Below are 22950 nucleotides of genomic sequence, written 5' to 3' on the forward strand. Positions count from 1 at the left end.
GGTTCAGATTTATGATAATGAAACAAATCAGTCTCTTCTTTATAAGCGTAACGGTGCTGGTTTTTGGCTGCAAAAGCCGGACCTCTTCTTCCGAAAATCCGCTTTTTCAGTCGCTGGATTCTACCCGGACGGGCATCGGATTTACCAATCAGGTCCAGAACACCGACAAATTCAACATCATTGATTACCTGTATTTTTACAACGGTGCGGGTGTGGCGGCTGGCGACATCAACAACGATGGCCTGACCGATCTGTATTTTGTCTCGAATCAAGGCAAAAACAAGCTGTATCTCAACAAAGGCGGGATGAAATTTGAAGACATTACGCAGAAAGCGGGAGTCGAAGGCTTTTCGGATTGGCAAACGGGCGTAACGATGGCCGATGTGAACGGCGACGGCTGGCTGGACATTTACGTGTGCGCCGTCGGTAACTTCAAAGGGCTGGAAGGTTCCAACGAACTGTACATCAACAACCAGGACGGCACATTCAGTGAAAAAGCGGCTGATTACGGTCTGGATTTTACCGGTTTTTCGACTCAGGCCGCCTTTTTCGATTACGACCACGACGGCGATCTGGACATGTACCTGCTCAACCACGCCGTCCATACCTCCCGCAGCTACGACCGCGTGACGGCCCGCAACCTCCGGCAGAACGAATCGGGCGATTACCTGTACCGGAATATGCGGGAAGAAAGAAAAACCGGAAACGAGGAAGCGTCGAAAGGACGTGGCCAGAAAGCGACCCAATCCCTCGCTCCCCTTTTCGTTAATGTCAGCGAACAGGCCGGAATTTTTGGGGCGGCTATGGGTTACGGTTTGGGAATTTCGGTGGCGGATCTGAACAACGATGGCTGGGAAGATATTTACGTTTCTAACGATTTTCACGAGGATGATTACTACTACATCAACAACGGCAAAGGCGGTTTTACGGAGAGCGTCCGGAAAGCGTTTGCGCACGTCAGCCGGTTTTCGATGGGCAACGATGTGGCGGATGTCAACAATGACGGTTTTCCGGATGTGGTGACGCTCGATATGTACCCCGAAGACGAAACCGTGGAGAAAATGTCGCTCGGCGAAGATCCGCTGGACATTTACCTGTATAAACTGAGCTTCGGCTATATGAACCAATACAGCCGGAACTGTTTGCAAATCAGTCAGTCGGGCAGGAAGTTTATCGAGGTGGGCGCGCTGGCGGGCGTGGCGGCAACGGACTGGAGCTGGGCACCGCTGCTGGCCGATTACGACAACGACGGCATCAAGGACCTGTTTATTTCCAACGGCATTGTCCGGCGGCCCAACGACCTCGATTACGTCAAGTATGCGTCGGACGACTCGCTGCGTTACGCCATCGAAACCTCCAAAGTCCTGGACCAGAAGGCAATTGCCGTGATGCCCCAGGGCAAGGTGCACAATTACCTTTACAAAGGCAGCCCGGACTTGAAGTTTGCCGACAAGTCGCTGGCGTGGGGCTTTGAAAAACCGACGTTTTCGAGCGGGGCGGTTTATGCCGACCTGGACAACGACGGCGATCTGGACCTGGTCACCAACGACATCAACGACCCGGCCGGTTTCTATCAGAATCAGGCAAACGACCTTTTCCCCAACCATCACTGGCTGAAAATCAAGCTTCAGGGCGACTCGGGGAACACGTTTGGCGTGGGGGCAAAAGTGATCCTGAAAACCAAAACCGGTCTGCAACTCCAGCAACTGATGCCAACGCGCGGTTTTCAGTCGTCCGTCGAACCGGTGCTGACGTTCGGGTTGGGGGAGTTCGATACCGTCGATTCGCTGATCGTGATCTGGCCCAGCCAAAAAATGGAAATTCAGACGGCGGTGAAGACCAATCAGACGCTGGTGCTGAAACAAACGGCGGCTCAGCGGAATGTGGGCGCGTTCCGGTTTACGGCCCCGGACCCGCAACCGCTGCTGGAAGACGTGACCAGCCAGATGCCCATGGCTTACCAGCATCAGGAAAATACGTATTTCGATTTTGTCCGCGAATCGCTGATGCCCTTCAAGGTGTCGATGGAAGGACCGAAGCTGGCCGTCGGCGACGTGAACGGCGATGGACTGGATGATTTTTACGCGGCAGGCGCCAAATGGCAGGCCGGAAGTTTGCAGATTCAACAACCCAACGGGCGGTTTTTGACCAGCTCCCAACCGGCTTTCCGGGTCGATTCGACCTACGAAGATGTGGATGCGGTTTTCTTCGATGCCGATGGCGACAAAGATCTGGATTTATACGTGGTGTCGGGTGGCAACGAATTCTTCGAAAAAATGCCCGAACAGTTCGACCGGCTGTACCTGAACGACGGCAAAGGCGGTTTTACGCGCTCGAACGGCCTGCCGCCAATGTACGACAACAAAAGTTGCGTTCGTCCGGTCGATTTCGACGGCGACGGCGATCTGGATTTGTTTGTGGGTGGTCGCGTGGTGGCGTTTGCCTACGGGAAAGTTCCGAACTCGTACTTGCTGATCAACGATGGGAAAGGGCGGTTTTTGGATAAAACCGATCAGTTGGCACCGGAGCTGCGCAAGGTCGGCCTGGTGACGGATGCCATCTGGATGGATTATGATCAGGACAAAGACCTCGATCTGGTGGTGGCCGGCGACTGGATGCCCATCCGGGTTTTTGCCAAACAGAACGGTAAACTCGAGGCCGTTAAAAGCATCGTGGACGAAACCGCTTCCCTGAACGGTTTCTGGCAATGCCTGACAGCCGCCGATTTCGATGGCGACGGTGATCTGGATCTGATGGCGGGCAATCTCGGCCTGAATACCAAGTTCATCAAACAGGCCGATCCGAAACTGAAAATGTGGGTGAAAGATTTCGACAAAAACGGCAGTGTCGATCAGGTTCTGGCTTATCAGCGGGACGGAAAAGCCTGGTATCCGGTCAATTTCAAAGACGAACTGGGCCGGCAGATGCCGGGCATCATCAACAAACGGTTTACGAATTATACGTCATTTGCCAGCCAACCGATTGAAAAAGTGTTTCAAGACGACGAACTGGAGGGCGCCGAAACCTACGAAGTCAACCAGTTTGCGTCGGTTTATCTGCAAAACCGTGGTGACGGGCATTTTGTGGTGCATCCCCTGCCGATGCTGGCGCAGGTTTCCAAACTTTTTGCCCTCCGCGCGGCTGATATCGACAACGACGGTTTTCCGGATGTGCTGGCGGGCGGTAACTTTTACGGGGTCAGTACGTATCAGGGGCGTTACGATGCGAATTACGGCTTAGTGATCAAAAACAACGGAAAAAAAGCGTCCGATTCAAGCCGGTTTTCGGCCCTTTCGCCCTTTGCCAGCGGTTTTGTGCTCGAGGGTGAAGTTCGTGACATTAAACCTATCCAGGTAGCCGGTGTGCCGCTTTGGCTGGTAGCCCGCAACGACACAACCCTTCAGGTCTTTCGGCAAACAAAAGCCAATTCTAGCCGTATCGCCCAAAAACCGTAAAGCAAAATACGGACCAGTGCTGAGATATACTTTTTTTAAGGTAAATTTGTAGTCCTCTTGTATCCTTATTGACCAGAATTGCTCATGAAGAATTCCATAGCATGGGTTATATTGATTGGTAGCCTTTCTTTTTTGGCCGGTTGCCAGCCCAGAGCGACTCCCGACGAATACAACGCCAAAGCCGCAGAACCCGAGCGTTATCATCAGTGTGTTAAACAGTTGACGGATGTAATCATTCACGATATTTTCTCCCCACCCGTCGCCAGCCGGATTTACGGATACGCCAATCTGGCCGGTTACGAAGCGATGTTGCCGAGTCAACCGGGCTATGAATCGCTGGCGGGCAAACTCCGGAACTTCTCGGCTCCCCCTAAACCGGAACCCGGTCAGGAATATTGTTTTCCGCTTGCCAGCACCCGAGCCTTTCTGACGGTCGGGCGAAACCTGACGTTTTCCGGCGACATGTTCGATGAGTTTGAGAAGAAGTTTTACCAGGATTACAAAGCAATTGGCGTTCCTGAGGAAGTCATCGAGCGCTCCATGGCTTACGGCGAAGCGGTGGCCAAACACATCATGGAATTTGCCGGGAAAGACCATTACAAACAAACGCGCGGCTTCAAGCATACCGTGACCAACGCCGAAGGAACCTGGGTGCCCACACCCCCGGCCTATATGGAAGCCGCCGAGCCCAAATGGATGCAAATTCGCTGCTGGGTGATGGATACCTGCTCGCAGTTTATGCCGCCCAAAGCCATTCCGTACAACATGACCAAGGGCAGCCCGTTCTACAAACTCGCCGAGGAAGTGTATCAATTGGGCATTGATCAAACCGAAGAGCAGCGCAAAATTGCTTTTTTCTGGGACGACAACGCCTTCGTCATGAATGTGGCCGGCCACGTTTCGTACGCTTCCAAGAAGATGACGCCGGGTGGTCACTGGCTGGCCATTGCCGCAACGGTTTCCCGGCTGAAAAAAGCCGATTTTGCCAAAAGTGTGCAGGCATATACCCTGACGTCCTTTGCCCTGGCCGACGGTTTTATCAGTTGCTGGGATGAAAAATACCGGAGCAACCGCATCCGGCCCGAAACCGTGATCAATAAATTCATCGATCCCAAATGGACGCCCTATCTGCAAACTCCGCCTTTCCCGGAATACACCAGCGGCCACAGTGTCATTTCGGCCGCTGCGGCTGAGGTGCTAACGCTGCTGTACGGCGACAATGTCGCGTTTACCGATTCAACCGAAAATCCGTACGGCCACGGAGTTCGTTCGTTCAAATCGTTCCGGGATGCGGCCAACGAAGCTTCTTACAGTCGTCTATACGGCGGCATTCACTTCCGGGATGCGCTGGAACTTGGGAACGTGCAGGGTCGGCACGTTGGCGAGTATGTAGTGGATAAGCTGGCGAAAAAGAAGCAGGTTGTTGTTTCCCGCTAATGCTGGCCGTCCGGAATTTTAGAAAAACGTATCAAAACCGCCTGGTTTTGACCATTCCCCAAGCCGATTTTTCAGCCGGAATTCATTGGGTGAAAGGTCGTAACGGTTCGGGCAAAACGACTTTTTTTCGTTCCGTTGCGGGTTTGATCCCTTTTGAGGGCCATCTGATGCTCCAGGCGAAATATGATGTTCGACGGCAACCGGTTGAATACCGCCTGCGGGTTAATTACGGCGAAGCCGAACCGATGTATCCGGCTTTTCTGACGGCCTGGGAACTGATTCGCTGGGTGGCGGCCACCAAACGCGCGCCCGCCGGACAATCGGATGAACTGATTGAGCGGTTCGGCATCCGGGATTTTATCAAAACGCCCATTGGCACCTATTCCAGCGGAATGCTCAAAAAGACCTCGCTGGTGCTGGCTTTTCTGGGCAATCCGGCCTTGATTTTACTCGACGAGCCGCTGATTACGCTCGACCAGGCAACCACCAAAACCGTCCTTGAGCGCATTCGTCACAACCAGCAACAGGGGGTAAGCTTTCTGCTGTCAACGCATCAGGACGTCGATCCGTCCGATTTGCCCATCGATTCCGTCTGGATTGTCCAGAACCAAACCCTGAACCTTCTTCCCGAACCGGTCTGACGATGATGGCCTTGTGGATCGTACCGGAAAAGATCCTTGTGCGGCAGTTCTACCTCCAGAATACCGGTCTGTTTCTGGTGGTGCTGCTGCTGGGGTTTGGATTCATGAGTTCAAACGAACACATTGCGCTGGCCACGTATGTCCTGCACGACCCGTTTTTTCTGTCCGGCTACATCGCGCTCTGGCTGCTTTATACGCTGTACGCCATCCGCTTCAGTTGGCAGACGTTCCAGACCAACGATCTGTTGCAGTTTTTTCGGCTGGTTTCCGTCGGCCGGCGCTGGCTGATTGTGTATCTGCTGCACCTGCAATTGTTGGCCCCCGTTGTTCTCTACGCCGGTTTTATGGGTTGGGTAGGTCAGCAACAGCCCACCACCATCGCTAGCGAAATACTGATCGTGGTGGTTGGTTTTCTTTCCCTTTTGCCCATCCCGTTTGTAGAGCGGGCCTTGCGGAATCCTAATCCGGAGCAGTTTACGGGTCATCTGGGGGCGTGGTTTCGGCAACGGTTTGCGACGCCATACCCCCTCTTTTTCATCCGTTACCTGTTTCGCGAACAACCAGCAACGCTTTTTTTGACCAAAACCGGTTCGTGTTTGCTGACTGTCGGTATCCTTGCTCTGTACCCAACCGACGATTATGACCTCCGACTGTTGGCGCTTGGTATGCTGTTGTCGGCGGTTTTTCACGCGGGCGTTGTTTTTGAACTCTATCAGTTTGAAGCGACGCAACTGCGGCTTTTGCGTAATTTACCGCTTACGCGCTTCGAACGTGGGGTAACATACGCAGGGATTCTGAGCTTACTGATCAGCCCGGAAGCTTTTTTATTTCTTTACCGATTGCCGGCTGACGTTTCGGTTTTTGCCGTAGCGGGTGTCTGGTTGTTCGGGCTGAGCCTGTTGCTGCTGCAATACACTTTTCTACTCACCCGCCATCACGAGCGCGACCGTTTTATGGGTCGCATCTTCTGGCCGCTTATCGGGTATTTTCTGCTGATCATGTACCGCTTGCCGGTTTGGGGCCTGGCGATTGCCAGCGGAATAGCCGCCACGGTGCTGTTTTTCCGCCATTATTACCGCTCTTCCTGGGAAACCGAAGAAGAACGATGAAGCATTTCGGACTTTAGTCTGTGGAAACCTGTATCCAAAGACGGGCCAAAGTTCATAGCTGGGTTTCACCAGTACGTCGAAGGCGTACTGGCTTCATGAACTTCCAGGGATACGTCGTCGGAATTGACCGCCATGCGATTTAAAGCGGTATAAATAACCCGAATTGCGTCTTCGATGCGCTGCCATCCTTCTTCCGTTGCCAAATTGATCCCAACGGCGGTACGGTTGTTCTTCGATAAGAGGGTGAGGTAAGACATCGCTCCGGTGATGACGGCAGAAATCGCCTGAAAATCAGCGCCTTTTACATACGATAATTGGTTAACGATGCGCGTCAGTTCTTCGTCATAGGCTTTGCTGGCTTCGTCGGCCACCTGACTGCCTTCCATGACGGTTGCCTTCAGAATCTGAAAAGGGGCCGGAACCTGCCGGAAAAACCGGTACGTATGCACCACTTGTTTATACCAGAGTTTGGATAAATCGTTCTCGTGAACCGGGCGCAGTTGTTCCAGCGTAGCCGGACTGAGTAAAGGAAACAATCGACCCATTTTGATATAATGAGTCAATAACCCGTCCAAACCGCCAAAGTAGCGGTAAATAAGCACTTTGCTGACCCCGGCTTTTTCGGAAATCCGGTTGATACCAACACCTTCAATTCCTTTTTCGGCGACGACTTCTTCCAGTGCATTGATGATTTTCTGAGAAGTCTGGGCACGGTTGCGTTTTAGCTTTTCCATAGGTAGGGAGATTGTTAGCTTTTTGTCACTAATCAGACGCAAGACATTGGAAAAAGTCACAAAGAATTTACAAAAATCTTCAACCGTACCGTAAGGGTTAAGTCCGGCTGTTAATAGACTGTTTTCAGGCTGGTTGTTGAGGAGGGTATGCCTAATAGTGATGCAGAAACCATTAAAAAGTCACATCTACGTACCATAATTTGCGGGAACGGTCACAAAAAAACGCCCGGTTTTGCAAAACCGGGCGTTCAAATTCGGTATCAGGCTATCTAGACGTTATTCGATGTCAGTTTTGCGCCGAGGTATTCGCGGTTCAAACGGGCGATGTGATCCAGCGAAATCGACTTCGGACATTCCACCGAACAGGCACCCGTAAACGAGCAGGCTCCGAAGCCCTCGGCGTCCATCTGGGCAACCATCCGCTCAGCCCGCAGTTTGTGTTCGGCCTGGCCCTGTGGCAAAACCGCCAGCTGGGAAACCTTGGCCGCCGTAAACAACATCGCCGAGGCATTTTTACAGGCCGCTACGCAGGCTCCACAAGCAATGCACTGGGCCGCATCCATCGCTTCGTCGGCGGTCTCACGCGGAATCAGAATCTCGTTGGCATCCGGCGCCGATCCCGTGTTCACCGACACATAGCCGCCGGCCTGAATAATGCGGTCGAACGCATCACGATCCACGATCAGGTCTTTGATAACCGGAAAAGCCCGCGCGCGCCAGGGTTCCACTACAATGGTATCGCCATCGTTGAAGGTCCGCATGTGCAGCTGGCAGGTCGTCGTTCCGGTTTGCGGACCGTGGGCGCGGCCGTTGATGTACATTGAACACATCCCGCAAATGCCCTCCCGGCAGTCGTGGTCGAACGCTACGGGTTCTTCGCCTTTGTGCGACAGGTCTTCGTTCAACACATCGAACATTTCCAGGAACGACATGTCCGGGGAAATATCCGACAAGTTATATTCCACCATTTTGCCCGGTGTTTGGCTATTTTTTTGTCTCCAGACTTTCAGTGTAACATTCATTTCGTTTGGCGTCTGAGTCCAAGGTCTGAAACGTTAAACCTCAAACTTTAAACTTTAAACCTTATTTATAACTCCGCTGCGTCAGCTTAACCGTATCGAACTTCAACGGTTCTTTGTGCAGCTTTTCCGGCTGGTTTTCGCCCCGGTATTCCCAAGACGCCACGTACGTATAATTCTCGTCGTCGCGCCGGGCTTCACCGTCTTCCGTTGAATACTCTTCCCGGAAGTGTCCTCCGCAGGATTCGTTGCGGTTCAGGGCGTCGTCAACCATTAATTCACCCAGCTCCAGGAAGTCGGCCACGCGGGAAGCCTGCTCCAGCGCCGGATTCAGTTCCAGGTCCGTGCCGGTTACCCGCAGGTTGCTCCAGAACTCGCTCCGCAGCTCCTGAATCATAACTTTAGCTTTCGCCAGTCCTTCCGCATTTCGGGCCATTCCGCAATACTCCCACATGATGTGGCCCAACTGCCGGTGAAACTCTTCGGCGGTTTTTTGGCCATTGATCGACAGCAGTTGCTTAACCGTATCCTGCACGGTTTTCTCGGCCTCCCTGAAGGCTGCGTGCGTTACGGGAATTTTATCCGCCGGGCCAATCGTAGCCAGGTAATCGCCGAGCGTGTACGGAATGACGAAATAACCATCAGCCAGCCCCTGCATCAGCGCCGACGCGCCCAGCCGGTTGGCACCGTGATCGGAAAAGTTGGCTTCTCCGAGGGCATACAGCCCCGGCACGTTGGTCATCAGGTTATAATCGACCCACAAACCGCCCATCGTGTAGTGAACGGCGGGGTAAATTTTCATGGGTGTTTCGTACGGATCGTCGTCTACGATTTTCTCGTACATCTCGAAGAGGTTGCCGTATTTGGCTTCGATCACTTTCCGGCCATCGCGTTTGATCGCGTCGCCAAAGTCGAGGTAAACCGCCAGACCCGTCGGTGCCACACCGCGTCCTTCGTCACACACCATTTTGGCGTTGCGGGAAGCCACATCGCGCGGCACCAGGTTACCGAACGACGGATACCGGCGCTCCAGAAAGTAGTCGCGGTCCTCTTCTTTGATATCTTTCGCCTTAATTTCGCCCTTGCGGACTTTCTCGGCCATTTCTTTCGTTTTCGGCACCCAAACCCGTCCGTCGTTCCGCAGCGACTCCGACATCAGGGTCAGTTTCGACTGGTAGTTTCCTTTGACCGGAATACAGGTCGGGTGAATCTGGGTGAAGCACGGATTGCTAAACAGCGCTCCTTTTTTGTGCGCCCGCCAGGCCGCCGTTACGTTCGAACCCATCGCGTTGGTTGACAGGTAAAAGACGTTGCCGTAGCCGCCCGAGCAGATCAAAACCGCGTGCGCCGAGTGGGATTCGATTTTGCCGGTGACCAGATTCCGGGTGATGATTCCCCGGGCTTTGCCGCCTTCAATCACCAGATCGAGCATTTCGGTCCGGGTGAACAATTTCACTTTTCCGTTAGAAACCTGACGGCTCAGGGCGCTGTAAGCACCCAACAGCAACTGCTGCCCGGTCTGGCCCCGGGCGTAGAACGTCCGCGACACCTGCGAGCCCCCGAACGAACGGTTGGCCAGCGCCCCGCCATATTCGCGGGCGAACGGTACGCCCTGCGCCACGCACTGGTCGATGATGTTGACACTCACTTCGGCCAGCCGGTGAACGTTGCCTTCGCGGGCGCGGTAGTCGCCCCCTTTGATGGTATCGTAGAACAAGCGAAAAACGCTGTCGCCGTCGTTCTGGTAATTTTTAGCGGCATTGATTCCGCCCTGGGCCGCAATACTGTGCGCCCGGCGGGGGCTATCCTGAAAACAGAATGCCTTTACATTATAGCCCAGTTCCGCCAGCGCGGCAGCCGCCGAAGCACCCGCCAGACCGGTTCCGACAACGATTATTTCGTATTTCCGCTTGTTAGCCGGGTTAACCAGCTTTAAATTAAATTTATGTTTCGCCCACTTCTCAGCCAGCGGCCCTTCCGGAACTTTCGAATCGAGTTTGATTCCGGTTTCTTGCTCTTCTAATACATCGATCATAGACAGATACGGTTCAGTTCGTCGTGATAAACCCTGTTCTGATTAAAAAATAATATGGTGCACTTTCAGGTAGATATACACCGGCATGGCCGCAAACAAGGCGGGAATCAGCACCCCAAAACCGTATGTTCCTATGAATTCGATCAGCGGAATGTACTTCTTGTGCCGAACGCCCAGCGACTGAAAACCGCTCTTAAAACCGTGTACCAGGTGAAACGACAAGGCAATCATCGACACCACGTACAAGGCCACGTACCAAAGGAACGAGAACGCAAACGTCGTCACGGCGTACAGGTTTTTGATGGGCTCTCCGTCGTAGGTTACTTCCGGAATGGAACCCGGCTGAATTTGCTCGCCCGCCAGCGTAATCGGCCCGAAGTGCATGGTGTACCAGAACGTCCGCATGTGAATCACGATGAAAATCAGGAGGATCGTTCCCAGAATTCCCATGTTCCGTGAGTTCCAGGGACTGTTGGCTTCCGGTTTGGCATACGCGTATTTTACGGGTCGCGAAGCCTGGTTGTAACGGGTTAGCACCAGCGCCATCACGGCATGAGCGATAATGGACGCATACAGCAGGTAAGAGATTGTTTTTATGACCGGATTGTGGGTCATAAAGTAGCTGTATTCGTTGAAGGCCTGGCCCTCATCGCCTTTGAACAATTGCAGGTTCCCAACTAAATGGACGATGAGGAACGTGCACAAAAACAGCCCCGTCAGCGACATGACAACCTTGCGGCCAAGGGTGCTGGAAAGTGTTGTTGTTACCCAAGACATATTCTAAAATCAGAAATTTTTGTTTAGTAAACCGGCTTGAAAATTAACCGATTCGTAGAGGTCAAAACTACAGCACAAAGCAATTCGAACCAAAAAAACCCCTTTTTTTTACGCTTATTTGGAATCAATAAAAGGTAGAGGTTGCGGCCTATTAAGTAACAGATCGGTTGCGGATTTTGTTCTGTTTATCAAGCATTGGAATAGGATTATTTTAAGCATCTTCTATGGACACCATCCTTTTCGACGGCGTGTGTAATCTGTGTAATGCCGCGGTTCATTTCATCATTGACCGGGACCCGCAAAACCGCTTTCGATTTGCCGCGCTGCAATCCGACGCAGGGCGCCGGTTGCTGGCCCGGTTTCCGCCCGCATCCGGCCCGGTGGACAGCATCGTTCTGATCCGGAACGGCCGGTCGTATGTCAAATCCGACGCAGCCCTGGCCATTGCCCGGCACCTGAGCGGAGCCTGGCCGGCGTTTACGGTTTTCAGGGTTTTTCCGCGTTTCCTGCGCGACTGGGCCTATGATCTGATTGCGAAAAACCGCTACCGGTTTTTTGGCCGGGAAGCCGCCTGCCGGATTCCCACGCCAGCGTTAAAAGCCCGGTTTTTGGAATAATTGCCGGAAGCCAGTTACTTTGTCAGGAACTGGCCTGAACCCGAATTACACCGATTAACGGATTAAGGGATCTAAAAGATCTACTCGCGGCAGCCATCTTGGTTTTCTTTTAAGCAGTTTGATCCGAGTTCTGGCCAATTCCCAACGACACTCTTTCGACCATGAAAAAAGCTTATATCTTCCCCGGTCAGGGGGCGCAGTTTACCGGCATGGGGCTGGGGCTGTATCAGCAATCCGAAAAAGCAAAATACCTGTTTGAGCAGGCTAACCACATTCTGGGGTTTGAAATCACGAAGGTGATGTTTGAAGGCACCGACGAGGAACTCAAGCAAACGAGTGTGACGCAACCCGCCATTTTTTTGCACTCCGTCATTCTGGCCCAGACCGTTGAGGACTTCAATCCCGATATGGTGGCCGGGCACTCCCTGGGTGAATTTTCGGCCCTGGTGGCGGCTGGCGGTTTATCGTTTGAAGACGGTTTACGGCTGGTGGCCCAACGCGCCAGTGCCATGCAGAAAGCCTGCGAACTCAATCCATCGACAATGGCTGCGGTGTTGGGGCTCGACGATGCCACCATCGAACGGATTTGCCTGGAGGTGGCCGCAGCCACGCAATTCAAGGAAGTTGTCATTCCGGCCAACTACAACTGCCCGGGCCAAGTCGTGATTTCGGGCTCGCTCGAAGGTGTTCGGCTGGCGGGCGAAAAACTGAAGGAAGCCGGTGCCAAGCGGGTGTTGCCCTTGCAGGTGGGCGGAGCCTTCCACTCTCCCCTGATGGAACCGGCCCGTGCCGAACTGGCCCAGGCCATCGAAACGACTCCGTTTAGCCAGCCGCGCTGCCCGATTTACCAGAACGTGAACGCCAAACCGGCCACGGACGTCGATACAATCAAAGCCAATCTTGTTGCCCAACTCACCGCCCCCGTCCGCTGGACCCAGTCTGTTGAAGCCATGAGCGCCGACGGTGCCACGGTTTTTGTGGAATGTGGCCCGGGTAAAGTACTCCAGGGTCTGGTCAAAAAAATAATCCCTACTGCCGAAACCCAGAGCGTAAGCAATTAAGAGTTAGGACGGGGCCGCCCCGTCCTAACTTTTTTAAGCGGCTTCTTGCTTTTTTACGCGCAGAACTGTTATCTTTGCACTCGCAATTGCCGGGTCGTCTAAGGGTAGGACGACAGATTTTGGTTCTGTTTGTGAGGGTTCGAATCCTTCCCCGGCAACTGACAACCTGTTTTAGGCTACTGATTCTCAACGAGTCAGTAGCCTTTTTTTGTGCGTTGGCGATAGTCTGCTTCTCGCCTTTTTAAATTCTCTGGCGTTTTGCAATTAAATTGCGGATAGCGTTAGATAGCTTCACAAAAAAGAGTTTAGTAACGTCGAAAGCTAATTCAGAATCTGTAGATTGAATGCCGACGAAAACTACCTCCCCGTGAAAAGGTACTTAATCTTGCTGGCGCTGCTCTATAATTCCCTAACCAGCGCTGGTCAGGATGGATTTGTCGAAGGAAAGCCCAGGTTGGCCTACTGGCTGGTCGGCAATAAACCCCAAACGGTGATTGTCCTTCATGGGGGAGCTGCGGCCCAACACTGGTATCTTCGACCCGAGTTTGATGCCTTGCAAGAATCGGCACGAATCATTTACTATGATCAACGTGGGTGTGGTAAAAGTGACAGAGACAGTTCCTATGTCTGGCAGGACCATGTAAAGGACTTACACCGGCTCATCAAATCCCTCTCACCCCTGCAAAAAGTAGTACTAGTCGGCTCTTCCTGGGGGAGCTTATTAGCGATGTTGTACGCCTACCACCATCCGGAAGATATCAAGGGTTTGATTCTAACGGGTACGGTGGAGTGGAAAGGGCAGGAAGAGCCTTTTGTGAGAGATGGAATAGGATATGGTCCACTTACCAAACTTACTATGCAAGAAAAAAGACTGGTCTTTAACTCTGATTCAAATGGATTAATAAAAGTAGATACGATTACAGTTAGCAAGCAATTTGAATTACAGTTTGGTAGTCCTCAGCATGAGACTCTATTAAGCATGCGGTCTGCCCCAAAACCGGAACGCTTAACAGAGCTACGGATGCCTATTCTGCTTTTTTCCGGAACGTTGAATTATAATCGTAAAACCGGTGAACGCAATGACTGGCTGGAGCATTACATCAGGCTGTTTCCTCAGGCCCAGTTGCATGTACTTAATGAGGCAGGGCATGACCCCTGGTTGAGTGACCCTACCCGGTTCTTTTCGATCAGTAATCAGTTCATCCGTACCCTAACTCTGAGTCAATCGATACCCGGCAAGTAAATTAGAGGTGCTGGCAGAACGTTTCGGTCTAAACCCTCAGAAGTTGCGGCTGCACAAACGCGAGAAAGAAAAAATAAAACTCTTTTTCAAAACTGCATTCCTATCCACTTTCCATTCTTGACCACTCATCGCGATGGCCAAAAAAGAACAGATTCCAGGTATGACACCCGTGGGAATGAAGTTTACCGTTTTGTAATCCGGTTCGGGCACCTAGGGCAAATCGTTATCCATCTTCATGCATTGAAACCTATGAAGTTTTGGAAAGCGAACAGGAGTTTTTCATTCGAGAGAAATGGATACCAGCCAGGGCGATACACCCGGCAGGGAGCTTCAATCCTACAAAAACTTACCTGATTTATTCACCTGGTCGCCTGGGTTCTTGCCCCATTTGCGACCGTGTTTGTTGGATTGGCGACCTGATCTCTTATTTCAAATGGACAGAAGCTGGGGTCCGCCGGGTGATCAGTCCGGCACCTATTTCAAAAATTCCCAAAATGACATGGGGCAGGTAGACGTAATCCGCAAAGTTGAACAGCCAGGGTGAAGTGGCCAGCACGATACCACTTACCACATCCAGCGTCAGGTGCAGTCGCATGGGCAGACGACGGACCAACCCCAGCTCGTAGTCGGTAAAGAGGGAATACAGGATCGCCGACACACCCAGGAAAATGGGTATCCACTGGGCCATACCCTGATCGTCGAAACCAAAAACCCAGGGCGACACGATCAGAAACACTCCGGTGATGTAATCCAGAATTCCGTGAACTTTGGTCGAAAGCAGCGGCATATAGGCAGGAGTTGATGAGTTTATTTCACCACAAAAGATAGACGCACCGCGTTAACAATCCGCCGATGCGTCTATCCCGGTTTGTATCAGACTTGAGCCGCCTGTCGGTTGCTGGCAGCATCCGTTGAATGACCCTGCATCCTGGCATTTCAGGAATGATACCGTTCGCCGTTTTTCAGCGTTTCAGGCGCTTCATCAGGGCATCCCGGTTCCGGTACTGCCCTTCGCCCCGAGTTTACTCAGCACTTGTTGTGCTACTTTCAAGTGTGCTTTCACCAGGGGATGAGCCGCTTTGGCGACCCCTTTCAAGCTGGCATCGGTGGCATTGGATTCCACTTTGGATAAGGTCTGGTCGAGCAGTTTGTGGTTATCGACCCCGCCCTGTTGCACATACATCCGGTCGAATTCCATGCCCGACATGCCCTGCATTTTTGTTAGCATTGAGGTCGTTTGCTCGCTGGGCGAAGCTGGTAAGGTAATCCCTTTCGCCATGGCAATTTCTTTCAGTTTGGCCGACAGACCGGTTTGCTCTTCTACTTCGGCCTGCGCCAGTTGCCGAACCTCCGGATGGCTGGCTTTCTGGACGGCCATTTTTCCCAGTTCCAACTGCAGCATCCCGCCTTTGGCCACCTCCATCATCAGAGCCTGGTCGGCGCTGGACAACTTGTCGGAGGTCGGGCGTACCGCACCAACGGCAGCGGCTCCCTGTTTATTCTGGTTCATAAATTCGGCAGCGGTTTCTTTGCCAACCATTGTGGCCGAGCCCGATGAGGTAGCGTTTGTTTGTTGAGCCAGTACTCCGCCCACGGTCACCAGACAGACCAATGAGCTGAGAAAAAGTGATCTTGTTTTCATACGTTTTTAAGTAGGTAAATTAGATAAACTGGCCGGATGGACGGTTACGCAACAGAACCGCTCCGGCTGGTACTGGAACTGCATCGGGAAGAGGTTGACGAAATTTTTCTTCTAAAATGAGGTTTTGGTCCATCCCGGAAAATACCGGCAGCCCTTTATCGGCGAGATCCGGTTTTCGGGAATTGAACCGTGACCCCGGGCCCGTTAATAAAAATTCGGGCCGGTTGCCACTGTGTTTGCCACCATTTCCCTAAAAGGGATTAAACCGTAGTGGTTTAAAGAAACTTTGGCATCGTAGCTTCTTTTCCAAACGAATCACGGATCGACAGCTGCCCACGACGGACGCTGAACGACACCACCGGCCGAATCCTCATTCTTTTGTTTTTCGGGTACTCTCATTCCATCAATACCAGTTGTTATGAATGATTTACCAAATAACCAGAAATCAAAACGCAACCATGAGAAAGGCAGTGATCGCAGCAGGAATGCTGATAATAATGACCACGGTGCAGACGCTTGCTCAGTCGACCTCGGCCAATAGTTCGTCCAGCCAGCACAAAACCGGCGCCAGCGGAAGCGGCCAAACCAGCGGATCAACCGGCTTAAACCCCGGCTCCGGCTCGCAAAATACCAACTCGGACAAACAGGTTCCCGGTGCCAGTGGGCAAACCACCGGATCAAGCGGACGAACCGGCGAAGGCACGCGCCTGGGCACTAAGGGTAGTTCGGGAGCGGCCAGTACGATGGATCAACCTTCCCCCGCCGGGGCGGGCCAGCAAAGCCGAAACCGGCGCGCAGGAAACCGGTCTGATGCCGAATTGAATAAGGCTTCGGGAACGGGTAACACGGGCACGGATTCGCAGACTGACAAAAAATCGAACCGCACGCCGAAACCGGGCGGCCGTTCATCCGGCTCAGGCGAATCGTCGCCAAACGGTTCTCAACCCTGATTCGAAGTATATGGATTGGTGATGGCAATGACCGTAGCTCCCGGTTGGTTACGGTCATTGTTTTCCGATTGAGCACCGCCCAAAGGCAGGCATCCAGGCTTCCAGTACGAAGATGCCATTTATCCCTTTCAGGTAGTGATTTGAATTCCACTCAACTGAGCAGGTAGAGCTTGCGATTATTTGCCGGTTGCTTTAACCCGGTTTTTGGATCTCCTAAACTTGATCGACTTATGAAAATTGGTGAGAGCCTGATGAAACAGCTCAACAAAAAATACGCTCCCTCGCAGTTGATTACCTTTAAATTCAGCCGCTACGATGTGGCTTTGAAAACCGATGAGGAAGGAAACCCGGTTTTGATGTACATCGGCAAGGCCAACGACCGGGGCATCATCCGGGGAGATCAATTCACGCGACGCTTGCTCAAAGACGCAACCGGCGCCATCATCAAAGACCACTGGGATCATAAGGGGAAAGTGTAACCCGGTTTTTCGCCCGCTTTACGTAGGAAGTTGGGTCTTTTAATCGCCCACGGCTTGCAGGTCTGAAAAATGTACTACAGCTCGAAATTTCAAGTATCAACCGAAAGACGTGCGTCATTCAGGTCCGGTGCAAAACCTACGCTGTGCTGATTTTGGGATAATTGATTCAGGCAATGGCACGGGGAAACTTGGTGCATTTCATCCCCAATGTAGAAAAAAACAATCCTTTTTGTAGAGTGACTTGCCCGTTCATTATTCTTTGAAAAAGTTATAACTCACTGGCTGTTAGGCTCCCCTCGGCGCTAACACCGCTGGCACCATCCTTGCTAACCGTGGCTTATCAACTTCGTTGTTTACCTGGTCGCTATGAGCCTGCAAGATTCCTTCGACAATCAACCTGCCCAACCCAGGCAGACCATTCCAGTGGTGGAAGAACGGGCCGTGTTCGATAAACGAGTGGTGGAAACCGGTACAGTACGCATCAGCAAACGGGTCGTGGAAGAAGTAAAAAACTTTGAACTTCCCCTGCTGACCGAAGAGTTTGAAGTGGAGCGGGTACCCATCAACCAATACATTGAAACACCTCCACCGGCGGTGCGGTATGAAGGCGAAACGATGATTATTCCCGTTTTGCAGGAAGTCATCGTCGTAGAAAAACGCCTGATGCTGGTCGAAGAAGTCAGAATCAGCAAGCAGCAGCGCATGACCCAACAATCCCAGCAGGTGACCCTGCGCCGGGAAGAAGTAACCGTCGAGCGGCAGGCTGCTTCACCGGATCATCCATAGCAAGTACCTAGTTTATATATATTTTTTATTCAACGTTAAATCAGTAAAATCATGGCACAAACAGTAATTGGCTTGTTCGACAATGAAACGGAAGCGCAGAAGGCCGTCGAGCAGTTGGTAAACGAAGGGTTTACCCATGACGATATTGACCTGTCTACGGCCAACCCCTCAAATACGGAGGTTGACCGGAACGGTTATCGCCCACAGAAAGACGATTCGGAAGGATTCGGGGATAGCATCAGTAATTTCTTTGGCTCTTTGTTCGGCAGCAACGACGAAGCCGACCGGTATAGTGAAGTAGCCCGGCGGCTCAACTCGCTGGTGACCGTTCATACCCAATCATCGGCTGAAGCTGAGCGGGCCGCCGACATTCTGGATGATGCCGGTGCGATCAATGTTGATGAGCGGGCCAGTCAGTATGGCTATAGCTCCGGAATCAATACCGCGGGCGATGTGGTTTATCCCCAGGCAGAATCAACGATCAACGAAACGATTCCCACGGATACCACCCAGTCGATTCCGGTCATTGAGGAAAACCTGCAGGTAGGCAAGCGGGAAGTAACGACGGGGGGCGCCCGGATTCGTAGCCGGATTGTGGAGCGGCCAGTGGAAGAAACACTGCGGCTTCGCCAGGAGCGGGTAAACGTCGAGCGTCAGCCGGTAGATCGGCCCGCTACGGCAGCCGATTTAGCCAACTTCCAGGAAGGCCAGATCGAATTGACCGAACGGGCGGAAGTTCCGGTGGTCACCAAGGAAGCCCGGGTGGTCGAAGAAGTTTCCCTAAGCAAAGAAATTGACGAACGGGAGGAAACGATTCGGGATTCGGTCCGCAAAACGGAAGTGGATGTTGAAAACGTACGTGAGGATCACCTTCAAAACCGATCCACTGATTTATAAAACTGCCTGAAGCGGAATGAAAAGCGGTAACTGAAAATCGGTTACCGCTTTTTTTTAACCTGATTTTGCGACGGTAACAAACCTTGTTCTGCTTTTCTTCCAATCTGCTCCTTTCCTCCTGGCTCACGTTTTCTGAGTTCATCACCCTTACCCTGTGTTGAATCTGTCACCGGAAATTCCGCTCGTTACTCACATCCCTGTTTTGTTGCGATAAGCAGGGAGCGCATGGCCACAAATAACATGCCGACCGTTTTTCTTTCTTACTTCCCAGCTTTTTAGCTGGCGGACGGTTTACTTACGAAAATAAGTGATGCCTAGTTTTTGTGGCCCAACTTCTCCAAATCTGGGATGCCAGGCGGAGCGATTCTAAAAGACACTGCATCTTTATAGCTGACAGTTAACCACATACAAACTATATTTAAATTCTTCAGCAGTTGATTTCCTAAAAATATCGTTTGGTCACAGTATTCAGACACTTTTCCGGTTTCAGGAAACTATGAGCACGAATACACCTGAGCATCATGAATTTACAGCCAGTCTATTTCTGCTTGTCCGGCAATTTTATTACTCATCTCGCCAAATTTCTAATTCTTACTTTCTAGTTACTACCTTCTGAATTTTGCAAGCTGATTACATTGTTGGATAAAACAAAAATATTTCCATTTATTCTGTAAATTACCCAATGGCTTAGCATTTGCTAGGGTATTCAAGACTTGTTGAGAACAGGTCAATTCAAAACTCAATGAAAAACTTTAACCACATGAACTGGAGCTCTATTTATGACAGGCCGCACAGGGGTCTTTTAACCGCATTGATTCTTGTTTTTTTACAATTCTCCTTAGCGATTGCCGAACCAATTACGGTAGAGTCCGGGCGCTACCAAATCGATAATTCTTTAAAGCTGATTGTTTGTAATCAATTGCCGGTTTTTCCGGTCGGAGAGTCCTTTCCTACACTCCGGTTTGGCAAAGACTACGTCTTTACCCAGTCGGTCAGCTCATTTGAAGTCGGAAAACCGTATAAGGTAAAGAACGGCAATAGTACCTATACCCTGTATTTTACGAACCTACCCCTCATCGAGATTAAAACGCAGGGGAACAAGGTGATTAGCAACACCGATGACCGGACGAAGGGCACATTCACTCTGGCGAACGGTGACCAACCGACGTTTACCGCCAGTATGGGTATCCGGAATCGCGGAAACATCTCGCGTAAGTTTCCGAAGAAATCCTACAACATGGAGTTATGGAAGGATCCGAATGGAGATGATGAACTAGAGACCTCCCTGCTCGGAATGCGCTCGGATAGCAAGTGGTATTTGCTGGCAATGTACAATGAACCGTTGCGGCTCGCCAATGCGACCTCTCACGCCTTGTGGTTAAACATGCACAAGCTCTATTATCAAGCCCAGGAGCCCGACGCCAACTCCGCCATCCGAACCAAATACTGCGACGTTTTTATCAATGATGCCTACGCGGGGGTGTACTTGTTTACGGAGCCCATGGATCGGAAACAGCTCAAATTGAAAAAGACAAGTGATAACGGGGCGATCAGGGGTGAACTGTACAAAGCCGACGGCTGGTCGGACGCGACCAAATTTGTCGGTTTGCCACCGTTCCCCAGCGATCCCAACGCGGAAGTTTGGGCGGAATTTGAGATGGATTATCCCGACCCCTACTGGAACAATTTATACGAACTGATACGGTTTATTGTCAAATCGTCCGCCCAGGATTTCCAGGCCAATGCTGCCCAGAAGCTGAAAATCGATAACCTGGTCGATTACTTTATTTTCCTGAATCTGGTGAACGCTACGGATAATGTAGGCAACAATCAGTTTGTGGCCCGGTACAAAGAAAACGAACCGTATTTTCTAATCCCCTGGGATTTGGACGGCACGTTTGGGTACACGACGATTGCCGAACGGTCGGAGGAAACCCGGAGTATTCTTACCCAGGGGCTATTTGATCGGTTGTTAGCGTTGGACCCGGCCAGCTTTAAGAGCAAAGCCCGTAAACGCTGGTTTGCCTTACGAAAAAACGATTTTTCGGCCCAGAACCTGAAAACCAAACTGGCCGGCAATTTCAATCAGCTGACTACCGAAGGTGCTTATGCCCGGGAAAGTATGAAATGGCCGGGAACGGTCAAGACCGGCGATCTCCCAATTGTCAACACCTGGCTCGATCAGCGCCTTAGCTTTCTGGACGAATATTTTTCGCTCTTCCCGGAAGACTCCCCCGGTATTGAGCTAAATTACTTTAACGGTACCGCCCTGGAAAACGGAAAAAATCTCAAATGGGCCACGTTTCAGGAGCCCGATGCAAAGCAGTTTGAACTTGAATTTAGTACCGATGGCATTACGTTCAGCAATGTAGCTACTCAGGAGGCTACGGGCGAAGGCCAGGGGCAGCAGTACAATTTTATTCACCAGGATCAATCCCCCCTGGCCTTTTACCGGCTGAAAATAGTCGCCAAGAACGATAATTTTACCTACAGCGCTTCCATCCAGATTGGCACTAATCTGTGCAGCACGGCTCCGGCGGCTCCGGTTATAAGCAGCAATCAGTCCGATATTACGGAAGGGCAAACGGTGGTCCTTTCTGCCAGTGGTTGTAGCCAGACGGTGGTCTGGAGCACGGGGCAGGTTGGCTTTTCCGTCAGCGTGAAGCCTAATGTAACCACCCTTTACACGGCAAAGTGCCGTCAGGAAGTGGGCTGCGAAAGCCCTCCTTCGGCATCCATCCAGGTTACGGTTTATCCGGTCAATGCCTTACCCGGTAATTTTGAAGGGTATATGGGAGGAATTGATTGCAATTCGCTTCGCGGCTGGGTTTGGGATCGCAACAAGCCCAACACGCCCCTGTACGTTACGATACTGGACGACACGAAAGTCATCTCTACCATCATCGTCGATGATTTCCGCCAGGATTTGAAGAACTCAGGCAAAGGCAACGGGAAGCACGGATTTACGTTCAGTATTCCGGAAACCCTGAAAGACAACAAGACTCACGTTCTGGTTGCCCAGGTACTCGGCAGTACCTACGTGCTGAAAGATGCGCCTAAAAAGTTAACCTGCCAGGGCGCAACGCCACCCACGAACCAGCCCCCAGTCGTGCCGGTCGTGGCCCCCTTGGCCGCCGTTGTCAATACTCCTTTCAAGGCCAGCTTACCCGGTTTTTCAGATCCTGACTCGCCCACGTTGACCTACACGCTGGCCGGTTTACCCGAAGGTCTCAGTTTTGCGGCTACGACGCGGACCATTTCCGGCACGCCCACCGCGTCGGCGGTCACGAGCCTGACTTACACCGCCAATGACGGATCAAACGCCAGTTTTGTTGTTTTTCAACTGAAGATTACCGACCAGCCCGTTCCGCCCGTCAACGTGACCGGTAATTTTGAGGGCTACCTGGACAAAGTCGAATGTGGCACCATTCGCGGCTGGGTCTGGGATCGCAACAAACCCAACGCCCCGATGACCGTGGAGTTTTATCATCATGGAACGAACGAGGTATTCGGCAGTACCGTGGCCAGTATTTACCGGGACGATCTGAAGGCTGCGGGCAAGGGCAACGGCGCCCATGCGTACAGTTTCACGGTGCCCGACGCCTTGAAGGACGGCGTACCGCGGCCGGTAGCCGCCCGGGTGCAGGGCAGCACCTACCTGCTCAAAGGCTCGCCTAAATCCCTGACCTGCAACAGCTCGCTGCGCCAATCAGCCGAAGTCGGCTCCGGCCTGCAGGTGACGGTACTGGGCAATCCGCTACCGGGCGATGCGGTGGAGATCGAGGTGCGGGGCGGTCAGGGTCAACCATTGCGTTTGCAACTGACCGATGGCCAGGGCCGGCTGCTCAGTGAGCGCTGGGTCGAACAGCCCGGGGCTATTGAGAAACAACGCATTCCTTTCGGAAAAACGCCCACCGGTCTGCTCCTGCTGCGTACGGTGAGCGGGTCGCAATCGGTAACGCTTAAACTCCTGAAACCCTGATTCAGCACTCTTTTCAGGCTTAAAACAAAAAGCCCCTCCGCGCGGAGGGGCTTTTTGTTTATTTCCCTTCTTTCAGTAGTCCACCA

18 protein-coding genes and 1 tRNA gene are annotated in these 22950 nt (G+C 52.1%); 13 read left to right on the top strand and 6 right to left on the bottom strand.

The window, feature by feature from the left end; all coding sequences use genetic code 11:
* Positions 1-17 precede the first annotated feature (17 nt).
* The 4 genes from ACYVHX_RS07980 (at position 18) to ACYVHX_RS07995 (ending at position 6642) form a co-directional block, all read left to right on the top strand.
* Positions 18-3455 carry a VCBS repeat-containing protein gene (locus ACYVHX_RS07980; RefSeq protein ID WP_460671108.1) on the top strand — a complete coding sequence of 1146 codons (3438 nt, stop codon included), beginning with the start codon at positions 18-20 and terminating at the stop codon, positions 3453-3455.
* Between the two features lie 84 nt (positions 3456-3539).
* The gene (locus ACYVHX_RS07985) at positions 3540-4892 is read left to right on the top strand and encodes a vanadium-dependent haloperoxidase (protein WP_460671109.1); all 1353 of its coding nucleotides are present in this window, start codon (positions 3540-3542) and stop codon (positions 4890-4892) included.
* On the top strand, positions 4892-5533 hold the full coding sequence (locus ACYVHX_RS07990) for an ABC transporter ATP-binding protein (protein ID WP_460671110.1): 642 nt from the start codon (positions 4892-4894) through the stop codon (positions 5531-5533). Before ACYVHX_RS07985 ends, ACYVHX_RS07990 begins: the two co-directional genes overlap by 1 nt.
* A 2-nt stretch (positions 5534-5535) precedes the next feature.
* Positions 5536-6642: a hypothetical protein gene (locus ACYVHX_RS07995; RefSeq protein WP_460671111.1), complete on the top strand. Its 1107-nt coding sequence runs from the start codon at positions 5536-5538 to the stop codon at positions 6640-6642.
* A gap of 65 nt (positions 6643-6707) precedes the next feature.
* Here the strand turns inward: ACYVHX_RS07995 and ACYVHX_RS08000 are convergent, their stop codons facing one another.
* The 4 genes from ACYVHX_RS08000 to ACYVHX_RS08015 form a co-directional block, all read right to left on the bottom strand.
* On the bottom strand, positions 6708-7376 hold the full coding sequence (locus tag ACYVHX_RS08000) for a TetR/AcrR family transcriptional regulator (protein ID WP_460671112.1): 669 nt from the start codon (positions 7374-7376) through the stop codon (positions 6708-6710).
* A gap of 269 nt (positions 7377-7645) precedes the next feature.
* Positions 7646-8398 carry a succinate dehydrogenase/fumarate reductase iron-sulfur subunit gene (locus ACYVHX_RS08005; protein ID WP_460671113.1) on the bottom strand — a complete coding sequence of 251 codons (753 nt, stop codon included), beginning with the start codon at positions 8396-8398 and terminating at the stop codon, positions 7646-7648.
* Positions 8399-8459: 61 nt separating this feature from the next.
* Positions 8460-10397 (bottom strand): fumarate reductase/succinate dehydrogenase flavoprotein subunit, encoded by a 1938-nt coding sequence (locus tag ACYVHX_RS08010; protein WP_460671344.1) that lies wholly within the window; start codon positions 10395-10397, stop codon positions 8460-8462.
* Between the two features lie 75 nt (positions 10398-10472).
* Positions 10473-11207 (bottom strand): succinate dehydrogenase cytochrome b subunit, encoded by a 735-nt coding sequence (locus ACYVHX_RS08015; protein ID WP_460671114.1) that lies wholly within the window; start codon positions 11205-11207, stop codon positions 10473-10475.
* A 224-nt stretch (positions 11208-11431) separates the two neighbouring features.
* On the opposite strand from ACYVHX_RS08015, the gene ACYVHX_RS08020 reads away from it, so the two are divergent.
* The 4 genes from ACYVHX_RS08020 to ACYVHX_RS08035 all read left to right on the top strand — a co-directional run bounded on the left by ACYVHX_RS08020 (position 11432) and on the right by ACYVHX_RS08035 (position 14128).
* Positions 11432-11824, top strand: a complete 393-nt coding sequence (locus tag ACYVHX_RS08020) for a thiol-disulfide oxidoreductase DCC family protein (protein WP_460671115.1) — start codon at positions 11432-11434, stop codon at positions 11822-11824.
* Positions 11825-11985: 161 nt separating this feature from the next.
* Entirely contained in the window at positions 11986-12885 is a 900-nt protein-coding gene (gene fabD, locus ACYVHX_RS08025; protein WP_460671116.1) for an ACP S-malonyltransferase, read from the top strand.
* Positions 12886-12972: 87 nt separating this feature from the next.
* Positions 12973-13043 (top strand) — tRNA-Gln (locus tag ACYVHX_RS08030).
* A 227-nt stretch (positions 13044-13270) separates the two neighbouring features.
* Positions 13271-14128 (top strand): alpha/beta fold hydrolase, encoded by an 858-nt coding sequence (locus ACYVHX_RS08035; protein ID WP_460671117.1) that lies wholly within the window; start codon positions 13271-13273, stop codon positions 14126-14128.
* Positions 14129-14552: 424 nt separating this feature from the next.
* On the opposite strand, the gene ACYVHX_RS08040 is transcribed toward ACYVHX_RS08035, so the two are convergent.
* Positions 14553-14915, bottom strand: a complete 363-nt coding sequence (locus tag ACYVHX_RS08040) for an SPW repeat domain-containing protein (RefSeq protein ID WP_460671118.1) — start codon at positions 14913-14915, stop codon at positions 14553-14555.
* Positions 14916-15110: 195 nt separating this feature from the next.
* On the bottom strand, positions 15111-15770 hold the full coding sequence (locus ACYVHX_RS08045) for a DUF4142 domain-containing protein (protein WP_460671119.1): 660 nt from the start codon (positions 15768-15770) through the stop codon (positions 15111-15113).
* A gap of 458 nt (positions 15771-16228) precedes the next feature.
* On the opposite strand from ACYVHX_RS08045, the gene ACYVHX_RS08050 reads away from it, so the two are divergent.
* From ACYVHX_RS08050 to ACYVHX_RS08070, 5 genes are all read left to right on the top strand, one after another.
* Positions 16229-16720, top strand: coding sequence for a hypothetical protein (locus ACYVHX_RS08050; RefSeq protein WP_460671120.1), 492 nt, complete (start codon positions 16229-16231; stop codon positions 16718-16720).
* A gap of 230 nt (positions 16721-16950) precedes the next feature.
* On the top strand, positions 16951-17199 hold the full coding sequence (locus ACYVHX_RS08055) for a hypothetical protein (RefSeq protein ID WP_460671121.1): 249 nt from the start codon (positions 16951-16953) through the stop codon (positions 17197-17199).
* A 366-nt stretch (positions 17200-17565) separates the two neighbouring features.
* The gene (locus tag ACYVHX_RS08060; protein WP_460671122.1) at positions 17566-17985 is read left to right on the top strand and encodes a YsnF/AvaK domain-containing protein; all 420 of its coding nucleotides are present in this window, start codon (positions 17566-17568) and stop codon (positions 17983-17985) included.
* A gap of 51 nt (positions 17986-18036) precedes the next feature.
* A complete protein-coding gene (locus ACYVHX_RS08065; RefSeq protein WP_460671123.1) occupies positions 18037-18882 on the top strand; it encodes a DUF2382 domain-containing protein in 846 nt (281 codons plus the stop codon).
* 919 nt (positions 18883-19801) lie between these two features.
* Positions 19802-22864 (top strand): CotH kinase family protein, encoded by a 3063-nt coding sequence (locus tag ACYVHX_RS08070; protein ID WP_460671124.1) that lies wholly within the window; start codon positions 19802-19804, stop codon positions 22862-22864.
* The last annotated feature ends 86 nt before the right edge of the window (positions 22865-22950 follow it).

It is taken from the genome of Larkinella ripae, assembly GCF_054780775.1.